20 protein-coding genes and 1 tRNA gene are annotated in these 17,662 nt (G+C 38.9%); 16 read left to right on the top strand and 5 right to left on the bottom strand.

What is annotated here, in order from left to right; genetic code table 11:
* Positions 1–120: 120 nt before the first annotated feature.
* Positions 121–954 carry a helix-turn-helix transcriptional regulator gene (locus tag IPU53_RS22660; protein WP_242698518.1) on the bottom strand — a complete coding sequence of 278 codons (834 nt, stop codon included), beginning with the start codon at positions 952–954 and terminating at the stop codon, positions 121–123.
* Positions 955–1,136: 182 nt separating this feature from the next.
* Here IPU53_RS22660 and IPU53_RS22655 point away from each other — a divergent pair, with 182 nt between their 5' ends.
* The 12 genes from IPU53_RS22655 (at position 1,137) to IPU53_RS22600 (ending at position 13,318) form a co-directional block, all read left to right on the top strand.
* Entirely contained in the window at positions 1,137–2,261 is a 1,125-nt protein-coding gene (locus IPU53_RS22655) for a Gfo/Idh/MocA family protein (RefSeq protein WP_207453486.1), read from the top strand.
* 12 nt (positions 2,262–2,273) lie between these two features.
* Positions 2,274–3,434, top strand: coding sequence for a dihydrodipicolinate synthase family protein (locus IPU53_RS22650; protein WP_207453466.1), 1,161 nt, complete (start codon positions 2,274–2,276; stop codon positions 3,432–3,434).
* 10 nt (positions 3,435–3,444) lie between these two features.
* Positions 3,445–4,266 (top strand): sugar phosphate isomerase/epimerase family protein, encoded by an 822-nt coding sequence (locus IPU53_RS22645; protein ID WP_207453464.1) that lies wholly within the window; start codon positions 3,445–3,447, stop codon positions 4,264–4,266.
* Between the two features lie 63 nt (positions 4,267–4,329).
* Positions 4,330–5,313: a hydroxyacid dehydrogenase gene (locus IPU53_RS22640; protein ID WP_207453462.1), complete on the top strand. Its 984-nt coding sequence runs from the start codon at positions 4,330–4,332 to the stop codon at positions 5,311–5,313.
* A gap of 44 nt (positions 5,314–5,357) precedes the next feature.
* Entirely contained in the window at positions 5,358–6,500 is a 1,143-nt protein-coding gene (locus IPU53_RS22635) for a DUF2264 domain-containing protein (RefSeq protein ID WP_207453460.1), read from the top strand.
* A gap of 298 nt (positions 6,501–6,798) precedes the next feature.
* Positions 6,799–7,245, top strand: coding sequence for a MarR family winged helix-turn-helix transcriptional regulator (locus IPU53_RS22630; RefSeq protein WP_207453485.1), 447 nt, complete (start codon positions 6,799–6,801; stop codon positions 7,243–7,245).
* Positions 7,246–7,340: 95 nt separating this feature from the next.
* Positions 7,341–8,156 (top strand): glutamate racemase, encoded by an 816-nt coding sequence (gene racE, locus IPU53_RS22625; RefSeq protein ID WP_207453458.1) that lies wholly within the window; start codon positions 7,341–7,343, stop codon positions 8,154–8,156.
* A gap of 250 nt (positions 8,157–8,406) precedes the next feature.
* Positions 8,407–9,465, top strand: coding sequence for a GerMN domain-containing protein (locus IPU53_RS22620; RefSeq protein ID WP_207453456.1), 1,059 nt, complete (start codon positions 8,407–8,409; stop codon positions 9,463–9,465).
* A 103-nt stretch (positions 9,466–9,568) separates the two neighbouring features.
* Positions 9,569–10,327 carry a ribonuclease PH gene (rph, locus tag IPU53_RS22615; protein ID WP_207453454.1) on the top strand — a complete coding sequence of 253 codons (759 nt, stop codon included), beginning with the start codon at positions 9,569–9,571 and terminating at the stop codon, positions 10,325–10,327.
* Positions 10,327–10,929 (top strand): XTP/dITP diphosphatase, encoded by a 603-nt coding sequence (locus tag IPU53_RS22610; protein WP_207453484.1) that lies wholly within the window; start codon positions 10,327–10,329, stop codon positions 10,927–10,929. The genes rph and IPU53_RS22610 overlap by 1 nt, the downstream gene beginning before the upstream one ends.
* A 281-nt stretch (positions 10,930–11,210) precedes the next feature.
* On the top strand, positions 11,211–12,617 hold the full coding sequence (locus tag IPU53_RS22605; protein ID WP_313886552.1) for a sulfatase family protein: 1,407 nt from the start codon (positions 11,211–11,213) through the stop codon (positions 12,615–12,617).
* Between the two features lie 200 nt (positions 12,618–12,817).
* Entirely contained in the window at positions 12,818–13,318 is a 501-nt protein-coding gene (locus tag IPU53_RS22600; RefSeq protein WP_207453449.1) for a metallophosphoesterase, read from the top strand.
* A gap of 157 nt (positions 13,319–13,475) precedes the next feature.
* Here IPU53_RS22600 and IPU53_RS22595 read toward each other — a convergent pair.
* Positions 13,476–13,549, bottom strand: a tRNA-Arg gene (locus IPU53_RS22595).
* A gap of 182 nt (positions 13,550–13,731) precedes the next feature.
* On the opposite strand from IPU53_RS22595, the gene IPU53_RS22590 reads away from it, so the two are divergent.
* Positions 13,732–14,766: an IS30 family transposase gene (locus tag IPU53_RS22590; RefSeq protein ID WP_207453447.1), complete on the top strand. Its 1,035-nt coding sequence runs from the start codon at positions 13,732–13,734 to the stop codon at positions 14,764–14,766.
* A 246-nt stretch (positions 14,767–15,012) separates the two neighbouring features.
* Positions 15,013–15,141 carry a hypothetical protein gene (locus tag IPU53_RS25375; protein WP_278253326.1) on the top strand — a complete coding sequence of 43 codons (129 nt, stop codon included), beginning with the start codon at positions 15,013–15,015 and terminating at the stop codon, positions 15,139–15,141.
* A 380-nt stretch (positions 15,142–15,521) separates the two neighbouring features.
* Here IPU53_RS25375 and IPU53_RS22585 read toward each other — a convergent pair whose 3' ends face one another.
* The 3 genes from IPU53_RS22585 to IPU53_RS22575 form a co-directional block, all read right to left on the bottom strand.
* Positions 15,522–15,806, bottom strand: a complete 285-nt coding sequence (locus IPU53_RS22585) for a transposase (protein WP_242698517.1) — start codon at positions 15,804–15,806, stop codon at positions 15,522–15,524.
* 576 nt (positions 15,807–16,382) lie between these two features.
* A complete protein-coding gene (locus IPU53_RS22580) occupies positions 16,383–16,610 on the bottom strand; it encodes a hypothetical protein (protein WP_207453445.1) in 228 nt (75 codons plus the stop codon).
* Positions 16,611–16,992: 382 nt separating this feature from the next.
* Positions 16,993–17,139: a hypothetical protein gene (locus IPU53_RS22575; protein WP_207453443.1), complete on the bottom strand. Its 147-nt coding sequence runs from the start codon at positions 17,137–17,139 to the stop codon at positions 16,993–16,995.
* Between IPU53_RS22575 and IPU53_RS25140 the strand changes: the two genes are divergently transcribed.
* Together IPU53_RS25140 and IPU53_RS25135 are read left to right on the top strand one after the other, a co-directional pair.
* Positions 17,138–17,341 carry a transposase gene (locus IPU53_RS25140; protein ID WP_242698516.1) on the top strand — a complete coding sequence of 68 codons (204 nt, stop codon included), beginning with the start codon at positions 17,138–17,140 and terminating at the stop codon, positions 17,339–17,341. The two genes, IPU53_RS22575 and IPU53_RS25140, sit on opposite strands and share 2 nt — an antisense overlap.
* A 16-nt stretch (positions 17,342–17,357) precedes the next feature.
* On the top strand, positions 17,358–17,618 hold the full coding sequence (locus IPU53_RS25135) for a hypothetical protein (protein ID WP_242698515.1): 261 nt from the start codon (positions 17,358–17,360) through the stop codon (positions 17,616–17,618).
* The last annotated feature ends 44 nt before the right edge of the window (positions 17,619–17,662 follow it).

Below are 17,662 nucleotides of genomic sequence, written 5' to 3'. Positions count from 1 at the left end.
TTTGTGATTTTCAAACAATCGTCAAAGGGCGAATAAAAAAAGCAGGACTGTACTTGGTGGAAAAAACATTTCTTCAAAAACTCAGATTTATAGAAAGAGTGAAAGTCTGAATTTCCGCTTTCACTCTTTTTTTATTTTGTTATTCTTCCCCCGCATATCACGATATTGCTTTGGTGACATATTTGTTTCGTTTTTAAATGTTCGGTAAAAGGTTGATAATGTTTCATAGCCAACCTCAAAACAAATGGTGATAATTTCTTTATCTGTTTCACTCAATAACTTTTTGGCCCTTTCAATACGAACTTCCATTAAATATTGCATCGGTGTTTTTTGATAGGTTTCTTTAAAAATCGTATTGACATACCGGGTACTAATTCCTAATTTGTCTGCAATATCATTAGCAGTAATCGGTTCATAGTAATGTGTATCGATATAATTTTTGATTGTCTCGGTGCGTAAGCTATTTTTATCGAGGATCCTTGATCTTTCTATAAATCGCATAAGGGTTAGTAAAATATGTAATAAATGGATTTTTAGAGCCCATCCAGATAAAGAATCTTTGCTTGTTTGTTCGTAAATCATCTTTCTTAATAATTGTCTCAGTTCACTACTTGCTATTAGGTCGGGATTGAAAAAACGAGATGAATGAAAAAAGTTGCGCTGAAGCTCATGGTTGCCAAAACTAGCTAATGAATCAATATCAAAGGCCAAAACAAGTAGAGTTAAGCTTGTCTGAGAGTATATGGAATGCGGTGAATAAGGTGCTAGGAAGGCCCCTTGATCCTGTGAAATGCGATACTCTTGATGATCAATGGAAATAATCCCTTCTCCTTCAATCGCATACAAAATTTGATGATTATCATGATGATGGATGTTTACCCTGTCCCCTGCTTTATGCCTGCTTTCATAAAGGTATGCCCCCCATTCAGGCAACAGCATTTTTCTCAATGTCATTCTTTTCTCTCCTTGAACGAATATAACGTAGTTAAAGTTTACCATAATCGTTAGCAAAACAGTTCCGAAATTAAGAATCCTTTTCCTATTTTCATAAGAAGTATACTTTGAAAACGGTTAAACTAAAGGAAATTAACCAAAAGAAGGATGGGATTTATGTGAAGCATAATATTGGAATCATTATGAATGGTGTAACAGGAAGAATGGGCACCAATCAGCATTTAATTCGGTCGATCGTAGCCATTCGCAAGCAAGGTGGTGTTCCATTACATAACGGTGATGTTATTATGCCGGATCCGATTTTAGTTGGGCGTAATGAGGAAAAACTAAAAAAGCTTGCGGATACCTATGGAATAGAACGCTTTAGTACTGATCTTGATGCATGTCTTGCTAATCCCGATGACATCATCTATTTCGATGCGCAAACAACAGTCCGTCGTGCAGAAGCGATTAAACAAGCGATTGCAGCCGGAAAACACATATATTGTGAGAAGCCAACAGCGACAAGTCTAGAAGGATCACTAGAATTGGCAAAGCTTGCAAAAGAAGCGGGCGTTAAAAATGGGGTAGTTCAAGATAAGTTGTTTTTGCCAGGGTTATTGAAATTAAAGAGATTAATTGATTCTGGATTTTTTGGAGAAATTTTGTCCGTCCGCATGGAATTTGGGTACTGGGTGTTTGAAGGAGATTGGCAGGAAGCCCAACGTCCATCCTGGAATTATCGTAAAGAAGATGGGGGCGGCATGGTTGTCGATATGTTTGCTCATTGGCGTTATGTTCTGGACAACTTGTTTGGTAATGTCACAGCCGTATCTGCTTATGCGACCACACATATCCCTAAAAGGATTGATGAGGAAGGGAAAGAATATGAATGTACGGCAGATGATGCGGCCTATGCGACGTTCGAACTTGAAGGCGGCATTATTGCACAAGTCAATTCTTCTTGGGCTGTAAGAGTGAATCGAGATGACTTATTAACAATCCAAGTCGATGGTACAAAAGGAAGTGCGGTTGCTGGATTGAGAGATTGTAAGACTCAACATCGTGTCAACACACCAAAACCAGTTTGGAACCCTGATATTGAAAATCCATTTAACTTTTTAGAACAATGGGAGGAAGTGCCAGGTAATCAAGCGTTTGAAAATGCTTTTAAAATCCAATGGGAGCAATTTTTAAAACATGTTGTAGTAGACGAAGTGTTTCCATGGGATTTGTTAGAAGGTGCAAAAGGAACACAATTGTCTGATCTTGGTTTGAAATCTTCAGAAGAAAGACGCTGGATAACCGTTCCGAAACTATCTATTTAAAGGGGGATATAAATGGTTTCATTACAATTACCGAAAGCTGATGGTACTTTATATATATATGAACCAGCTAGGGCTTCATCCTTTGTCATTCCCGATAAGCCGTTCCAAAGTAGAATAGCTTTTTCGGCAGCACATGTGGTTTGTGATCCGTTTGCCAATACGGATCCATTGAACAATGCGCAAATCGATTGGGAAGGAACCCTAGCCTATCGACATCATCTTTGGTCACTTGGATTAGGTGTTGCGGAAGCTATGGATACAGCCCAAAGAGGAATGGGGCTCAACTGGGAAATGGCGAAAGAGCTAATATTACGATCGGTTGCAGAAGCAAAAGCGGTCAATGGGCTTATTGCTTGTGGGGCAGGTACGGATCATTTATTACCTGGGAAAACGGTGACAGTAGATGATTGCATACAGGCCTATGTGGAACAATGTGAATTTGTTGAATCTGCCGGGGGACAAATCATCTTGATGGCAAGTCGTGCGCTTGCCTCCTGTGCTAAAGGGCCGGAAGACTATGAACGAGTGTATTCACATATTTTAAAAAGCGTTTCTCAACCTGTTATTCTCCACTGGTTGGGAGATATGTTTGATCCTGCTTTGGCTGGCTATTGGGGCCATTCGGATATAGACCAAGCTATGGATGTCGTTTTGGACATTATCAAAGCGAACGCTGATAAGGTAGATGGCATTAAAATCTCTTTATTAGATGAAGAAAAGGAAATCACGATGAGACGTAAGCTTCCGGAAGGAGTCCGAATGTACACGGGGGATGATTTCAACTATGCTCGCCTTATTCAAGGAGATGAATTCGGCCATAGTGATGCATTACTAGGCATTTTTGATGCGATTGCCCCAGCCGCTTCTGCAGCTTTACATGCGTTGGATGAAGGCGACTTGCCAACCTATCATCAACTGCTAGAAAAGACTGTTCCTTTATCAAGACATATTTTCCAAGCGCCGACTTATGCGTATAAGACGGGCATTGTATTTATGGCTTATTTAAATGGACATCAATCTCATTTTCGAATGATTGGCGGAGCAGAAGGTTCAAGATCTTTGCTTCATTTATCTGAACTGTTTGTCTTAGCAGACCAAGCGGGTTTACTAACTGACCCAGATCTAGCTGTCAAAAGAATGAAGATTGTCACAGAATTATCGGGAATCGTTTAGGAGGAAGAATATGAGCACATTGCAAAATATTGAAAGATTAAGCTTGAACCAAATTACAACAGACCCTTGGAGTTTGCAAGAAGCAGTTGAGGGATGTGCACGTGCGGAAGTTCCTTGGATTGCTTTATGGCGTCATAAAATTGAAGAGATCGGGTTAAAGCAAAGTAAAAGAATTATTCAAGATGCAGGGATCAATGTTTCCAGTATTTGTCGAGGTGGAATGTTTCCTGCTGCAACAAAAGAGGAGAGACAAAAAAGAATAGAAGATAACCGCAGGGCTGTTGATGAAGCGGCTGAGTTAGGTGCAGACGTGCTGGTATTAGTTTGCGGGCCTGCTCCCGATAAAGATTTAATTTCTGCACGGAAAATGGTTGCCGAGGGAATTGAACAACTTGTTCCTTATGCCAAGGAGCGCGGAGTGAAATTAGGGATAGAAGCACTTCACCCGATGTATGCGGCGGAGAGATCTGTGATTGTTTCGTTGGAACATGCGAATGATCTAGCAGAAAAATATTCCCCAGATGAAGTAGGCGTAATTGTAGATGTCTTCCATGTATGGTGGGACCCTGCCCTTTTTCAACAAATTTCACGTGCGAAAGGGAGGATTTTAGGCTATCATGTTTCTGATTGGCTGGTCCCGGTTCCCGATTTATTAATGGGAAGAGGAATGATGGGAGACGGTGTGATTGATTTTAAGCCGATTCGTTTAGCAGTAGAAGAAGCTGGATATACGGGCCCTATTGAAGTGGAAATTTTTAATCAAAAGATCTGGGATCAGCCAGGGGATGAAGTTCTAGCATTGATGAAAGAGCGTTATTTGGAATATGTATAAGATATGGGAGTGAGGGGGGGAATCCTCTCTCTATTTCTCATTTAAAAGAAAGCGGGCGATAGAATGTTACAAGGATTATTTATTTTAGATGATGTTGATTTGATCTATGGTAGTACATATGAAGAAATTAGCCAATATGTTGACATCTATGCTCCACCGCAAACAAGGGAGACGATTCGCGAGAACCCTGTCTTATTGGAAAAAGCGGATATTATTTTTTCGGGTTGGGGTGGTCCACGTTTAGATAAGGATTTCTTAGCAGCGGCCCCTAATTTAAAAGCGATCTTTTATGGCGCGGGATCGATTAAATATATGGTAACAGAGGAGTTTTGGAAACGGGATATTCAAATCACAACCGCTTATGCAGCAAACAGTGTACCTGTTGTGGAATATGCGCTATCGCAAATATTATTTTCTTTAAAGCGTGGATGGCATTTTGTAATGGAGACAAAAAAACTAAAAAAATACGGTAAAAAGTCAAATGTTCCTGGAGCCTATGGTTCTACTGTAGGACTTATTTCTTTAGGGATGATTGGCAGAAAAATGGTAGAAAAATTACAACAATTTGATCTACAAGTGATTGCCTATGACCCCTATGTTTCAAAGGAAGAAGCTAGCCAATTAAATGTTGAATTATGTAGTTTAGAGGAAGTTTTCAAACAGGCAGACGTTGTCTCGATGCATACACCGTGGCTAAAAGAGACTGAGGGAATGATTACAGGACAACATTTTGCATCTATGAAAGAAAATGCAACCTTTATCAATACTTCTAGAGGAGCGATTGTTCGAGAAAATGAAATGATCGATATACTAAAAAAACGTGCGGATCTTTATGCGATCTTAGATGTGACATATCCAGAACCTCCTATAGCAGGGTCTCCTCTTTATGAAATGGATAATGTGATTTTAACTCCACATATTGGTGGTTCTATGTCATCCGAATGCCAGCGGATGGGTGCATATATGTTAGAGGAATTAAAACGATACCTTAATGGGGAAGAGTTAAAGTGGTTGGTGACAGAGGAGAAGTCTAAAATTATGGCTTAAGGATGTTCAAAAAGTCCGGTGAAAAGTTGAACGGAGGGATAAAAATGATTGAAACGCATGCTGATCGTAGTTATTGGCTGCAGAAAATGCATGAAATCGCCAATCCAGTACTTCAGGCGTTAGCGGATCGGCAGCTAAAAGAGAAGATGCCGGTTGAGGGTAAGTTATCCGATCGTGAGGAATATAGCCATTTGGAAGCATTCGCAAGATTACTCTGTGGGATCGCCCCTTGGTTGGAATCTGGGCCTGAAGATGGAGAAGAAGGTAAGTTGCGTAAGCACTATATAGAATTGGTAAAAAAAGGATTAGATGCGGCAACTGATCCAAACTCGCCAGACTATATGAATTTCTCAAAGGGACATCAACCGATTGTCGATGCAGCGTTTCTTGCGCACGCAATATTACGTGCCCCACAGCAATTGTTTACATCGCTGCCACAAGCAATACAGAAAAACATCGTGACAGCCCTGAAGAGTACCCGTTCCCGTAAACCTTTTTTCAGCAACTGGCTGTTATTTTCTGCGATGATTGAAGTGACGCTTTATAAGCTTGGAGAAGAGTGGGATCCCATGCGTGTTGATTATGCTTTGAAACAGCATGAACAATGGTATTTGGGCGATGGAATGTATGGGGATGGACCCGAATTTCATGCCGACTATTATAATAGCTATGTCATTCAGCCAATGTTGGTTGATATCATTGATACAATTGGTAAGCAAGCGGAGGATTGGCAGCAGCTGAAGGTTAAAATTATGAACAGAGCTCAAAGGTTTGCTAGCATTCAGGAGAGAAGCATCTCTCCAGAAGGTACTTTTCCGGTTATCGGAAGATCGATTGCCTATCGTTTTGGCGCCTTTCAACACCTAGCACAAATGGCTTTGCAGCAAAGGCTTCCAAGTGAGCTTTCCCCAACTCAAGTACGATGTGCCCTAACAGCTGTAATCCGTAAGGTAATAGAAACGAGCGGTACATTTGATGATAAGGGCTGGCTGCAGATTGGATTATGCGGACATCAGCCTGAATTAGGAGAAGGGTATATTTCGACAGGAAGTCTTTATTTATGTTCGACTGTTTTTCTCCCACTTGGCTTACAAGCAGATGATCCATTTTGGCAAGGAGAGGAAGATTGGACTTCGAAAAAAGTCTGGAGTGGGGGCACTATATCGATTGACCGAGCCTTACATTAAAAATAACTTGGAAAAAATGGCAAATCAGTGAACAATATTCTGATTTGCCATTTTTTTCGTTAATCAGCACATCAGTAGATGGCTCAAAAGGAAACAGCTGGGTGGGGTCTTCACAGGGTGAATCTTGTAAAGGGATTAATATTCATATTATTGGAGCGTAACTTAAAAAATATCTTGATATTTCTCGAAAAAAAAGAGACAATGCAATAGAGTAAATCCTCATTTATTCGTGAAGGTTTGCTGTCTGATTGCCTATGGCTCGGGACAAAGGGATGGAAGGAGTTGCTTTCCAATTATGATGAATAATGAACTCCTGCGGCGAGATGAAGAAGTAATTGCGGAGTTAGAAAAAGATCTTCGTTATATTTCTGGGATTATTAAACAAAAAGGCCGTGTGATATTGACTGATTACTCCATTACACCACCTCAATTTATTGCACTACAGTGGCTGGTGGAAAAAGGAGATATGACGATTGGTGAGCTTTCAAATAAAATGTATTTAGCCTGTAGCACAACAACAGATTTAATTGATAGAATGGAAAAAAAAGAACTTGTCATGCGGGTCAGGGATCCAAAAGATCGACGGGTTGTAAGAATTCACTTATTGGAAAAGGGAGAAAATATTATTGCAGAGGTAATTGGCAGACGACAAAATTATCTGCAAGAAGTTTTAACCGACTTTTCTGACGAGGATATTGTACAGTTAAAAGGATATTTAGCTCGTTTACATCAAGATATGAAGTGAAAAATAGAAATGAAATAGTTGCTTAAGTGAACAAGCAATGTTTTTTTGCTACGTTTTAGCGAAAAGAGCAACTAGATAGACAAGAGGCGGAAAAGTTGGAACATGCAATAGGTGTCATCGATTCAGGTGTTGGCGGTTTAACCGTTGCTAAGGAAATTATGCGGCAAATGCCGAATGAAGTGATTTACTATGTGGGGGATACAGCACGTTGTCCCTACGGCCCACGACCAGAAGCGGAAGTAAGACGTTTTACTTTGCAGATGGCCGGTTTTTTAGTTGAGAGAAATATTAAAATGCTTGTCATTGCTTGTAATACTGCCACAGCAGTAGTATTGCAAGAATTACGCGAAGTACTAAATATTCCAGTTGTCGGTGTCATTGCCCCTGGGGCAAGAGCCGCTTTGAAGGTGACAGAGAATGGTAGGATCGGGATTCTAGGAACGATTGGGACGATTAAAAGTCAAGCATATGTAGATGAATTAAAGATGATTAATCAGCAAATTCATGTTGAACAGCTCGCTTGCCCTAAATTCGTCCCGATTGTGGAAAGCTTTGAATATCATAGTAATGTTGCCAAAAAGGTCGTCTCAGAGACATTGATTCCGATAAAAGGAAAAGGTATTGACACACTCGTGCTTGGATGTACGCATTACCCTTTGCTTGCTTCTTTAATCCAAGCGGAAATGGGACCTGAAGTAAATGTGATTTGCTCTGGGGAAGAAACTGCTCAAGAAGTAAGTACCATTCTCGATTTTCACGGTTGGCTTAATCCGTCTTCAGCTACCCCGAAACATCACTTTTTTACAACAGGTTCACAATCTATTTTTTACCGAATTGCATCAGATTGGTTACACTCGGTTGAGTTACATATTGAATTTGTGAATCTTAAAAATCAAGATTTTCTATATTAAAAGATAAAGACAGCTCTTAGTGGGCTGTTTTTTTAGTTTATAAAATTTTGTCCTGTAGATCGCTGAATTATGGTTGATATTCATCAATAGGGTTTAGCAAATGTACGTCTTCTCCGGGTTCAGGGTTATTTGTTTGTCGCTCCTAGTCAGCCGTCTTCCGCATTTCTTATAAAAAGTTTTGACAAGCCGGTCTATTCCTGAAAGATAGCTCGTATACATAGAGTACAAACTGTCTTAGGAGGGGTACGAAATGTCAAAAAAGGCAAAAATGGCCTTTACGCTGGCTGGTGTATTAACAGCAAGTATAGCATTAAGCGGCTGTGGTCTTTTCGGAAAAGATAAAGAGAGTATGGATCCACCAGAAGGAGAAGTGACTCACATGCAAGAGGGGGAAGATGTAGAATCAACAACTGATGAGACAACACAAGAAACAGCTGATACGCAAATGAGAGATATTTATTTAGTGGACAAAAATGGTTACGTCGTTTCTCAATCGATTCCAATGCCAAAAACGGAAAGTGTGGCAAAACAAGTTCTTTCCTATCTCGTTACAGATGGCCCTATTTCAGAAGTTATTCCAAATGGATTTCGAACAGTAATTCCGGCAGGGACAGAAGTGGATGTAGATATTGACAAAGGCGTTGCTGTAGTAGACTTTTCTGAAGAGTTCTCTGAGTATAATGAAGTAGATGAACAAAGTATTCTCCAATCGGTTACATGGACTTTAACGCAATTCGATAGTGTTGATTCTGTAGAATTAAGGGTAAACGGATATGCGCTTGAAGAAATGCCGGTTGGTGGAACACCGATTAGTGAGAACGGACTAACAAGAGCGGACGGAATTAATACAGAGTTTTCTGATGTTGCGGATATCACAAATACGCGACCTGTAACCGTCTATTATTTATCACAAGCTGAGGAAGATCCTTATTATGTACCTGTTACCAAAAGGGTATCCAATACCGAAAAAGATGATATTGCAGCTGTTATTAATCAATTAGTGGATGGTCCTGGTCTGCAATCAACACTATCTACAGCGTTATTCAATGGCGTGAAATTGCTTGATGAACCTAAAGTAGAAGATGGAAATGTAGTTCTCGATTTTAATGAATCCATCCTTGAAAATAGTGATAGCAATATCATTTCAGACGCAACCCTTAGCTCAATCGTCCTATCTTTAACCGAACAAAAAGATATTAAAGGTGTATCGATTAAAGTAAATGGGAAGGATGAGGTTGTGAACGAAGAAGGGGAGTCTCTAACCGCTCCAGTGAGCCGTCCGGAAAAAGTAAACGTAGGTAGTTTTTAAATAGGGAAATTTGATATACTATATAATAAATAATCAAGAGGCTGATATGATGCGGCCTCTTGTATTATTTTAGCTGATTATAGTTTTAAGGAGGAATGGACTGTTGCGCTCTCAAGATAGAGAAACATTGGGTTTACGAACTGTACATATTGAAAACCAGTATTTAAAGCATCCTGAAGGGTCCGTATTAATAACAGTTGGAAATACAAAGGTCATCTGTGCAGCAAGTATAGAAGATCGTGTTCCTCCTTTCCTTAGAGGAACAGGAAAAGGCTGGATCACAGCGGAATATGCAATGCTGCCACGTGCTACGGAAACGAGAAATATTCGCGAATCTTCGAAAGGGAAGATATCGGGAAGAACGATGGAAATTCAACGTTTAATTGGTCGTTCTCTTCGCGCGGTTGTTGATTTAGATGTGATTGGAGAAAGAACCATTTGGGTTGACTGTGATGTTATTCAAGCTGATGGTGGAACGAGAACGGCTTCAATTACGGGCGCTTTTGTCGCGGTTGCGATGGCCCTGCACAAACTATCTCTAGGGAAAAAATGGACAACCTTTCCACTTAAAGACTTTCTTGCTGCAACGAGTGTTGGAATAAGTAAGACTGGTGAAGTCATCTTAGATTTAGACTATCAAGAGGATAGTCAAGCACAAGTAGACATGAATGTTGTCATGATTGGAAATGGGGAGTTTGTTGAATTGCAAGGAACAGGAGAAGAGGCAACATTTTCGGCAACTCAGCTTCAAGAAATGCTAGATGCTGCGTCACAAGGAATTCAACAACTGATGGAATTACAGCGAACAGCTCTTGGTGAGGTGGCGACTTTGATCGATCAAGTCGTGAAAAAACAGTCATGATGAAAAAAGTAATGATTGCGACCAAAAACAGAGGGAAAGCAGCTGAGTTTGAAACACTTTTTTCCCGATATGGAATAGAGGTACGTACGTTATTGGATGTTGAGAATCATCCCGATATCGAAGAGACAGGTAATACCTTTGAAGAAAATGCAAGGATCAAAGCAGAAACCTTATCCAAGGAATTAAATGAAATGGTCTTAGCGGATGACTCGGGATTGATTGTCGACGAATTAGACGGTGCGCCTGGCATTTATTCAGCAAGATATGCAGGGGAAGAGAAGAATGATGAAGCAAATATTGATAAATTGCTTTATGAAATGAAGGATGTTCCTGATAATAAAAGAACAGCGCGTTTTTATTGTGCACTTGCCTTGGCCATTCCTGGAGAAGAAACAGTATTTGTCTCAGGAAAATGTGAAGGCAAGATTTTAACTGAAAGACACGGTATGAATGGCTTTGGTTATGATCCAGTATTTTTTGCAATAACTGCCGGAAAATCAATGGCGGAATTGACAAGTGAAGAAAAAAATCAAATAAGTCATAGATCAGGAGCTTTAAGGAATTTAGAACCAATTATGGAGAATCTCTTTATAAGAAAGTAAGATCTAAGGATTTGAAAGCATAAGGGATGAGGTAAAGCAGGGCGAGTAATTGGCCCTGTTTTTACTTTTAACCGTAAGATTCTAGAGGGAAAAGATATTAAAAAGATTTAACCTTTATGATATAATACCGACAAATAGAGAGAGAAAAAAGTATATGCATCCATTCATTAAGTTTTTGGAGATTGAAAGCGTTAACCTTGGATTCTAAGGCGTAGACAATCTTCAAAACAAAGGGATATTCGCACCACTATACGACTCAGCTTGAAGAAAAATAAAGAAGGGTGATCCAATTGAGTACACAAAAGCAGCCGAATATTATTTTTATTATGAGTGATGACCATGCAGCTCATGCAATTAGTGCCTATAATAGCCGTATTAACCAAACGCCACATCTTGATCGAATTGCAAATGAGGGGATGAGGCTAAATAATTGCTTTTGCACAAATTCAATTTGTGCCCCTAGTCGAGCGGCGATTTTGACAGGAAAGTATAATCACCTAAATGGAGTAAGGACATTATATGAGGATTTTGATGCACGTCAACATCATGTGGCGAAGATTTTACAAGAGAATGGTTACCAAACGGCGATGATCGGAAAATGGCATTTAGGTCATGGTGGGAATAGTGATCCAACTGGGTTTGACTATTGGAATATATTCCCTGGGCAAGGGGCTTACCATGATCCAGAAATGATTGAAATGGGAGAGAAAAAAGTATTCCCTGGATATGCGACAGAAATAACGACAGACCTGAGTTTAGAATGGTTAGAGAAAAGAAATAAAGATCAACCATTTTTTATGATGTGCCATCATAAAGCACCACATCGTCCTTGGGATCCTGATGAAAAATATATGGATTTATACAAAGATGTAGATATACCCGAACCAGAAACCTTTCACGATGACTATGACACTCGTTCTTCGGCAGCGTTAGAAGCCCAAATGCGTATCGATCGAGATTTACGCAAAAGGGATGTAAAGGAAGATCTACCTGAAGGTTTAACAGCGGCTGAAGCAAAAAGTTGGTATTATCAACGATATATTAAAGACTATCTTCGGTGCATTGCTTCTATTGATGATAATGTTGGGCGTCTTCTAAACTATTTGGATGAAGATGGTATCACAGATGATACCATTGTAATCTATACCTCAGACCAAGGTTTCTTTCTTGGGGATCATGGATGGTATGATAAACGCTTTATGTATGAAGAATCTTTACGTATGCCATTTTTAATTCGCTATCCAAAAGAAATAGAGCCTAGTAGCGTAACAGACTCATTCGCATTAAATGTTGACTTCGCGCAAACATTTCTAGATTTTGCAGGGATTCAAGCACCTGATGATATGCAAGGTGCAAGCTTAAAGCCGATTCTAAAAGGAGAAACACCTGAAGATTGGCAGACCTCTATGTATTATCGGTATTGGGAACATATGGATCCTGAACATAATGTGGCTGCACATTACGGGGTCAGAACCCATCGCTTTAAATTAATTTGCTACTATGGTGAAGGATTTGGACTACCAGGTACACAAGATATAAAGAAAGAAATTGAATGGGAATTATTTGATCTTCAAGAGGATCCGTATGAACTAAAAAATGTTTATCATGATTCAAACTATCAAGAAACTATTAAGGAATTAAAACGAGAGCTCTATCATCTGAAAGAAAAAGTAGGCGATATAGATTAATAGAATAGGAGAATGTAAGTGTGTGTTCAAAAAGGAGGATAATTACCGGACTTTTTGAACATCCTCTCTAAGTGAGATATTAGTCTTTACTTATTCTCATTGATCTCCAAATGCTTGTATCAATCGTTCCAATATCATTTCCCATAATTCTTTGGTAAAATAAAAACCTGTGAAGTATCTCTTCTGAGAGGAGCTTGTAAATGAAGTTACTTGTCGTGAGTGATAGTCATGGTGACCGTGCCATGATAAAAGCATTGAAAAATAGATATGGGAACGATGTTGACGCATTGATACACTGTGGTGACTCTGAATTACGTGCAGTAGATCCAGTGCTTGAAGGATTTCATACAGTAAGAGGGAATTGTGACATGGATCAACAATTCCCGAACGAGTTGCTATTGGATGTCGAAGGGTATAAAATCTTTACAACACATGGTCATTTATTTCAAATAAAATCTTCTCTTTTCAATCTTGCTTATCGTGCAAAAGAATTGGAAGCCAATTTTGTCTTCTTTGGACATTCCCATCTACTTGGAGTAGAAAAAATAGAAGAAACGCTATTTCTGAACCCAGGCAGTATCCTGCTTCCAAGAGGGGGAAATGAAAGAACTTATGCGATCATTGAGCAAAATGATCGATGTACAGTGCGCTTTTTTAATGATAAGCACGAAGAATTAGAATCTCTTCGGAGAGTATTTTAGTAGGTCCAACAAGAGAAAATGCAACCTTGAAAAATTGGTCAATACGGTCATTGACCAATTTTTCAAGGTTGCCTAGATGTTGGGGATAAACTAATCCATGTTCAAAAAAGCGCTAAATCCCATGATATACAAGGGATTTAGCGCTTTTTTCTGATGACGTCCCAGGAGGGATTCGAACCCCCGACCCACAGCTTAGAAGGCTGTTGCTCTATCCTGCTGAGCTACTGGGACATTTTGTAAAAGACATTCTTTATTATATAGACTGATTAAGATGAAGTCAACACTTTTTCTGAAAAACTTTTTCTCTGCTTCATTGTAAAATGAAATGCAACAGCTAAATAAATAGAAAGCCATCGTGAAACCACGTATAGTTAAAGTTGACCAAAACCATAAACATACGGAGGTAAATCACGATGACTCACTCTCATTCTAACACGAAAAAACGAAGCTATATACATTTAACTGAAATCGAGAGAGGCCAAATAGCTGCGTACTCGGAACAAGGACTGTCTTTAAGGGATATCGCAAAGAAAATAGGGCGTGATCATAGTACAATATCACGTGAATTAAAACGAGGCACAGTTGAACAACTTGATACGAATCGCCAACCTTACAAAAAATATTTTCCAGATGTTGGTGCGCGTGTATACGAAGAGAACCGAAAAAACTGTGGTGCTCCAACCATCTTAATGGCTTCTTGGAAATTCATTTTATATGCTGAAGAAAAAATACTGAAAGACGATTGGTCCCCTGATGTTGTTGTGGGTCATGCAAAAAAGCAAAATGAATTCGATTCCGTCCCTTGCACAAAAACACTATATAACTGGATTGATCACGGTGATGTAAAAGTGAAGAATATGGATTTAGTTTTGAAACTACGCCGAAACACAAAGACTTCAAAATCCAGAAATAATAAGAAAAACCTTGGTACTAGTATCGAAGAAAGACCGGAATCGATTGAAACGCGTAAGGAGTTTGGTCATTGGGATATCGATACCGTTCTTGGTCACAAATCTAAAGATCAGGCACTCCTAACTCTTGTAGAAAGAAAGACACGTAAGGCCATTGTCCAACGTATATCCAGTAAGAGTGCACCAGCGATAAGTGATGCTTTACAAGATATATTTCAAGAGTACTCAAATGTTCCAGAAACGTTTAAAAGTATAACAGCTGATAACGGATCCGAATTCAGCGAACTTAGCGAGCAAGGAGAAGGAATGGGAATAGATGTTTATTTTGCGCATCCATATGCCTCTTGGGAAAGAGGGACAAATGAGCGTCATAATGGGCTGCTCAGACGCTTTATAAAGAAAGGTCAACCGATTCATGCATACTCCGACCAGCACATTGCAGAAGTTGCCAATTGGATGAATACATTCCCCCGGAAAATCTTACATTACGAGACGCCGGAGGAAAATTTCGCGCACTTTGTTGATTGTGTGGCCTAGGCCACACAATCAACAAAGTGACATAAAAACCTTATATAGTGGTTTCACATAAAGTGTTGCATTTAATATTGCAATTTAAGAAACTTTTTCTCTTCATCCCATCAAGATGTAAAAAAGATTTTCGCAGATTGATTAAAGATTCTTCAAATGGATATTTACAAAAAATTTACCTACCTTTCATCTAGGACTAACAATAAGAGGATATATTATAAGTGTAAGGCGAATTCGAGAGGGAGAGGTGCTTCAATGTTAAAAAGAATTTTTAATCTATTTAAAGAAGAAGAGCCAATTTATGAATTACCTCGGGAATTAGAAAAGGTAGATGACGACGAATTAGAGGAATACGAACCAGAAGATAGAGATTATTTTTATTAGTCCTGATTAGGGCTATTTTTATTTTTGTTTAAATTAAAGGATATTCTTCTTGTAGCTGAGAGTATTAGAAAGGAGGGATTTTATTGGAATTTACTCATCCGTATTCAACATGAATCGATTTTAGTTCTAATGCTTTCATATGCTATATGTGACATGTTACGGATAAAGGAAAAAATGTTCTCCTCATTAATTGATATTGGTTAGAAGCGTAGCAGTTTCGAAAAAGTTAGGGGAGTGATAACCTCTTGTAAAAACGTCGTGATGAGGATGGATTATTTATCGTTACGGGCCCAGCTAAGAGATATAGGAGCTATAGCTGGGTCCAGGTATAAGGAGCCAAATGTTTTGTTATGTGCTTAAAAATAAATGTTTTCGAATTACTATCTTTCACTCAAGGTCAAAATCAATAATCTGTAAATGGCAAATAACCCAATATAACCTCCAGTTATCAAAAAAAGAGGGTTAAGGAAAACACTATGAATCGCTGTCATAAACACAGTGTTATCAATGAGGATTTGACGAATTGCTAGTGCAGCAATATCCCCAAAGATAATTGCTGATAGAAGAGCAATAGCATTAAAAACGATTTGGATGGTCTTACTCTTATTTTTTAGATTAAGCATAAGAGTTGGGAAGATAATCGATGCAGCTAATATAATGATCAAAATGTCACTCCTTTAATTAACATCGGAGTTTAAACCAATTGCGACTATTCAAACTGTTGCTGAGTAGTTTCTGCCCAATCTGAAAATGAGCCGGTACCATTGCAACTAGGACAAGTAGGATCAATATATGCATTTGTGATAAAAAAACCTCTTCCAGAACAGTCTGGGCAGGTCCCCTTGTCACGATTGGTATTGATCTTCTTTTCAGTTTGAACAGCGTTCCAATCAGATATTTTGTTAGTTATTTTGTTGAAAATCTCCATGTCCATTCACCTCAAAATTTATTATGAGGAATTAGAAGGAATATTATTCATTCGTTTCGATTTTGTTTTAATTTTCAATCAAATGACACATAGAAAGTGTGGAGATAAAGGGATGATCAAAAAAGTGTTGGCTTGTGACCTTTACGAAAAGACCGAACACCAGGCAAGTAAATAAGCAAGGGATTCCGATTAGAGGATAGTAGATATAAAATAGGACACGAGATTAGTGGAGTTTATAAAGAATGTAAAACGGGTGGATTTTATGGAGAAAATAAAAGCAGTTAATACAGATTCCGAACAAGCAGGGGAGTAATTATTCACCTCGCAGAATAGTCTTGGCAAAAGAATCATCAGAAGTTAGTCTGTATGTGCCCAGCACTACAAAATTAGTCTGGACCAAACCTTCATGAATTAAATCTATAATGGATTGATTTACGATAGATAAATCTTCTTTTTGGAGCTGATCAGCTATTTGTTTCGGTGTTTGCCATTCAGTGTTTAGCGCGAGTAATACAGACTGTTGAATTGGGGTCAAATTCATAACGAATGCGTCCTTGTTTTATATGCACATCATATATTAAAAAGGATATCTTATTTTATAAATATGTCCGATTCAGAACAAGATGTAAAGGGGAAAGTAATCTAAATGAGATTGTCCCCACAATAAAACTTCCATCACAAAAGTTAAAATCGGATCTTTTCCTATTTGCTTTCAAGCTGATCAAGACGCTTTTCTAACTAAAAAATCCCAATTTATTTTAGATAGTCAAGGAATAACTCTTTGTCTATTCTACCTTTTTTCTTATTTAGTTCATGGCAAGCACCATAAGTAAGAACATTTAGATACCAATTAAGTTTAATACTATCGGCACGCATATCCCACCCATTTACATACTTGTTATCTTTAGATTCCAATACTAATGTTATACGTCGTCCTTCCTGCCAATCTGCCCCCCCCATTGTACAAACTCTTTCTTTACCTGGAGTAACATTGGACCAATAATCGAAGAGTTACCGGTTGATCCATCTTCTTCCATTCTACGACACGCCATTGTGAAAATTGGCACCATGGAGACCCCTTTACAATTAGTCGAGACAGTAGACAGCGAAGGGAATAAGATTTCCATTATCTGCAATGATGCAAAAGTCAAGGCGGAAGAGATCGGTGATCTTTTTCGGAACCGGTGGCAGATTGAATTATTTTTCAAATGGATCAAACAACATCTTGTCCTGAAGACGGTTATACGGAAAAGGAAAAAATGCGGTCTATAATCAGGTTTATATTGCGATGATTACCTACTGTTTAACGTTACTCATGAAGAAGAAAATAGGCTACAAAGGCACATTGCTTGAAATGCTAGACGGTATTAGTGATTATTGGTCAAAGCCTATGATTGAGCTTATTTCAAAGTTATGTAAAGAACCAGAGCGATCTTCTAATGGTCGACGAAGGCTTGAACATCAGCGGATTTTTGAAGAAACTCTCGCACAATATGAAGCTGGGGATATTTTCCATTTGGAGGACCTCACTTACGATCCAATCATTTGAGTCCATGTACGTCTCCCATTCAGTTGATTGGGGTGGAAGTCGGC

The sequence above is a fragment of the Bacillus sp. SD088 genome, from assembly GCF_017355205.1.
Classification (GTDB): domain Bacteria; phylum Bacillota; class Bacilli; order Bacillales; family Bacillaceae_C; genus Lederbergia.
The sequence above is the reverse complement of the archived record's forward strand: the minus strand, read 5'-3'. Positions and strand labels throughout refer to the sequence as shown.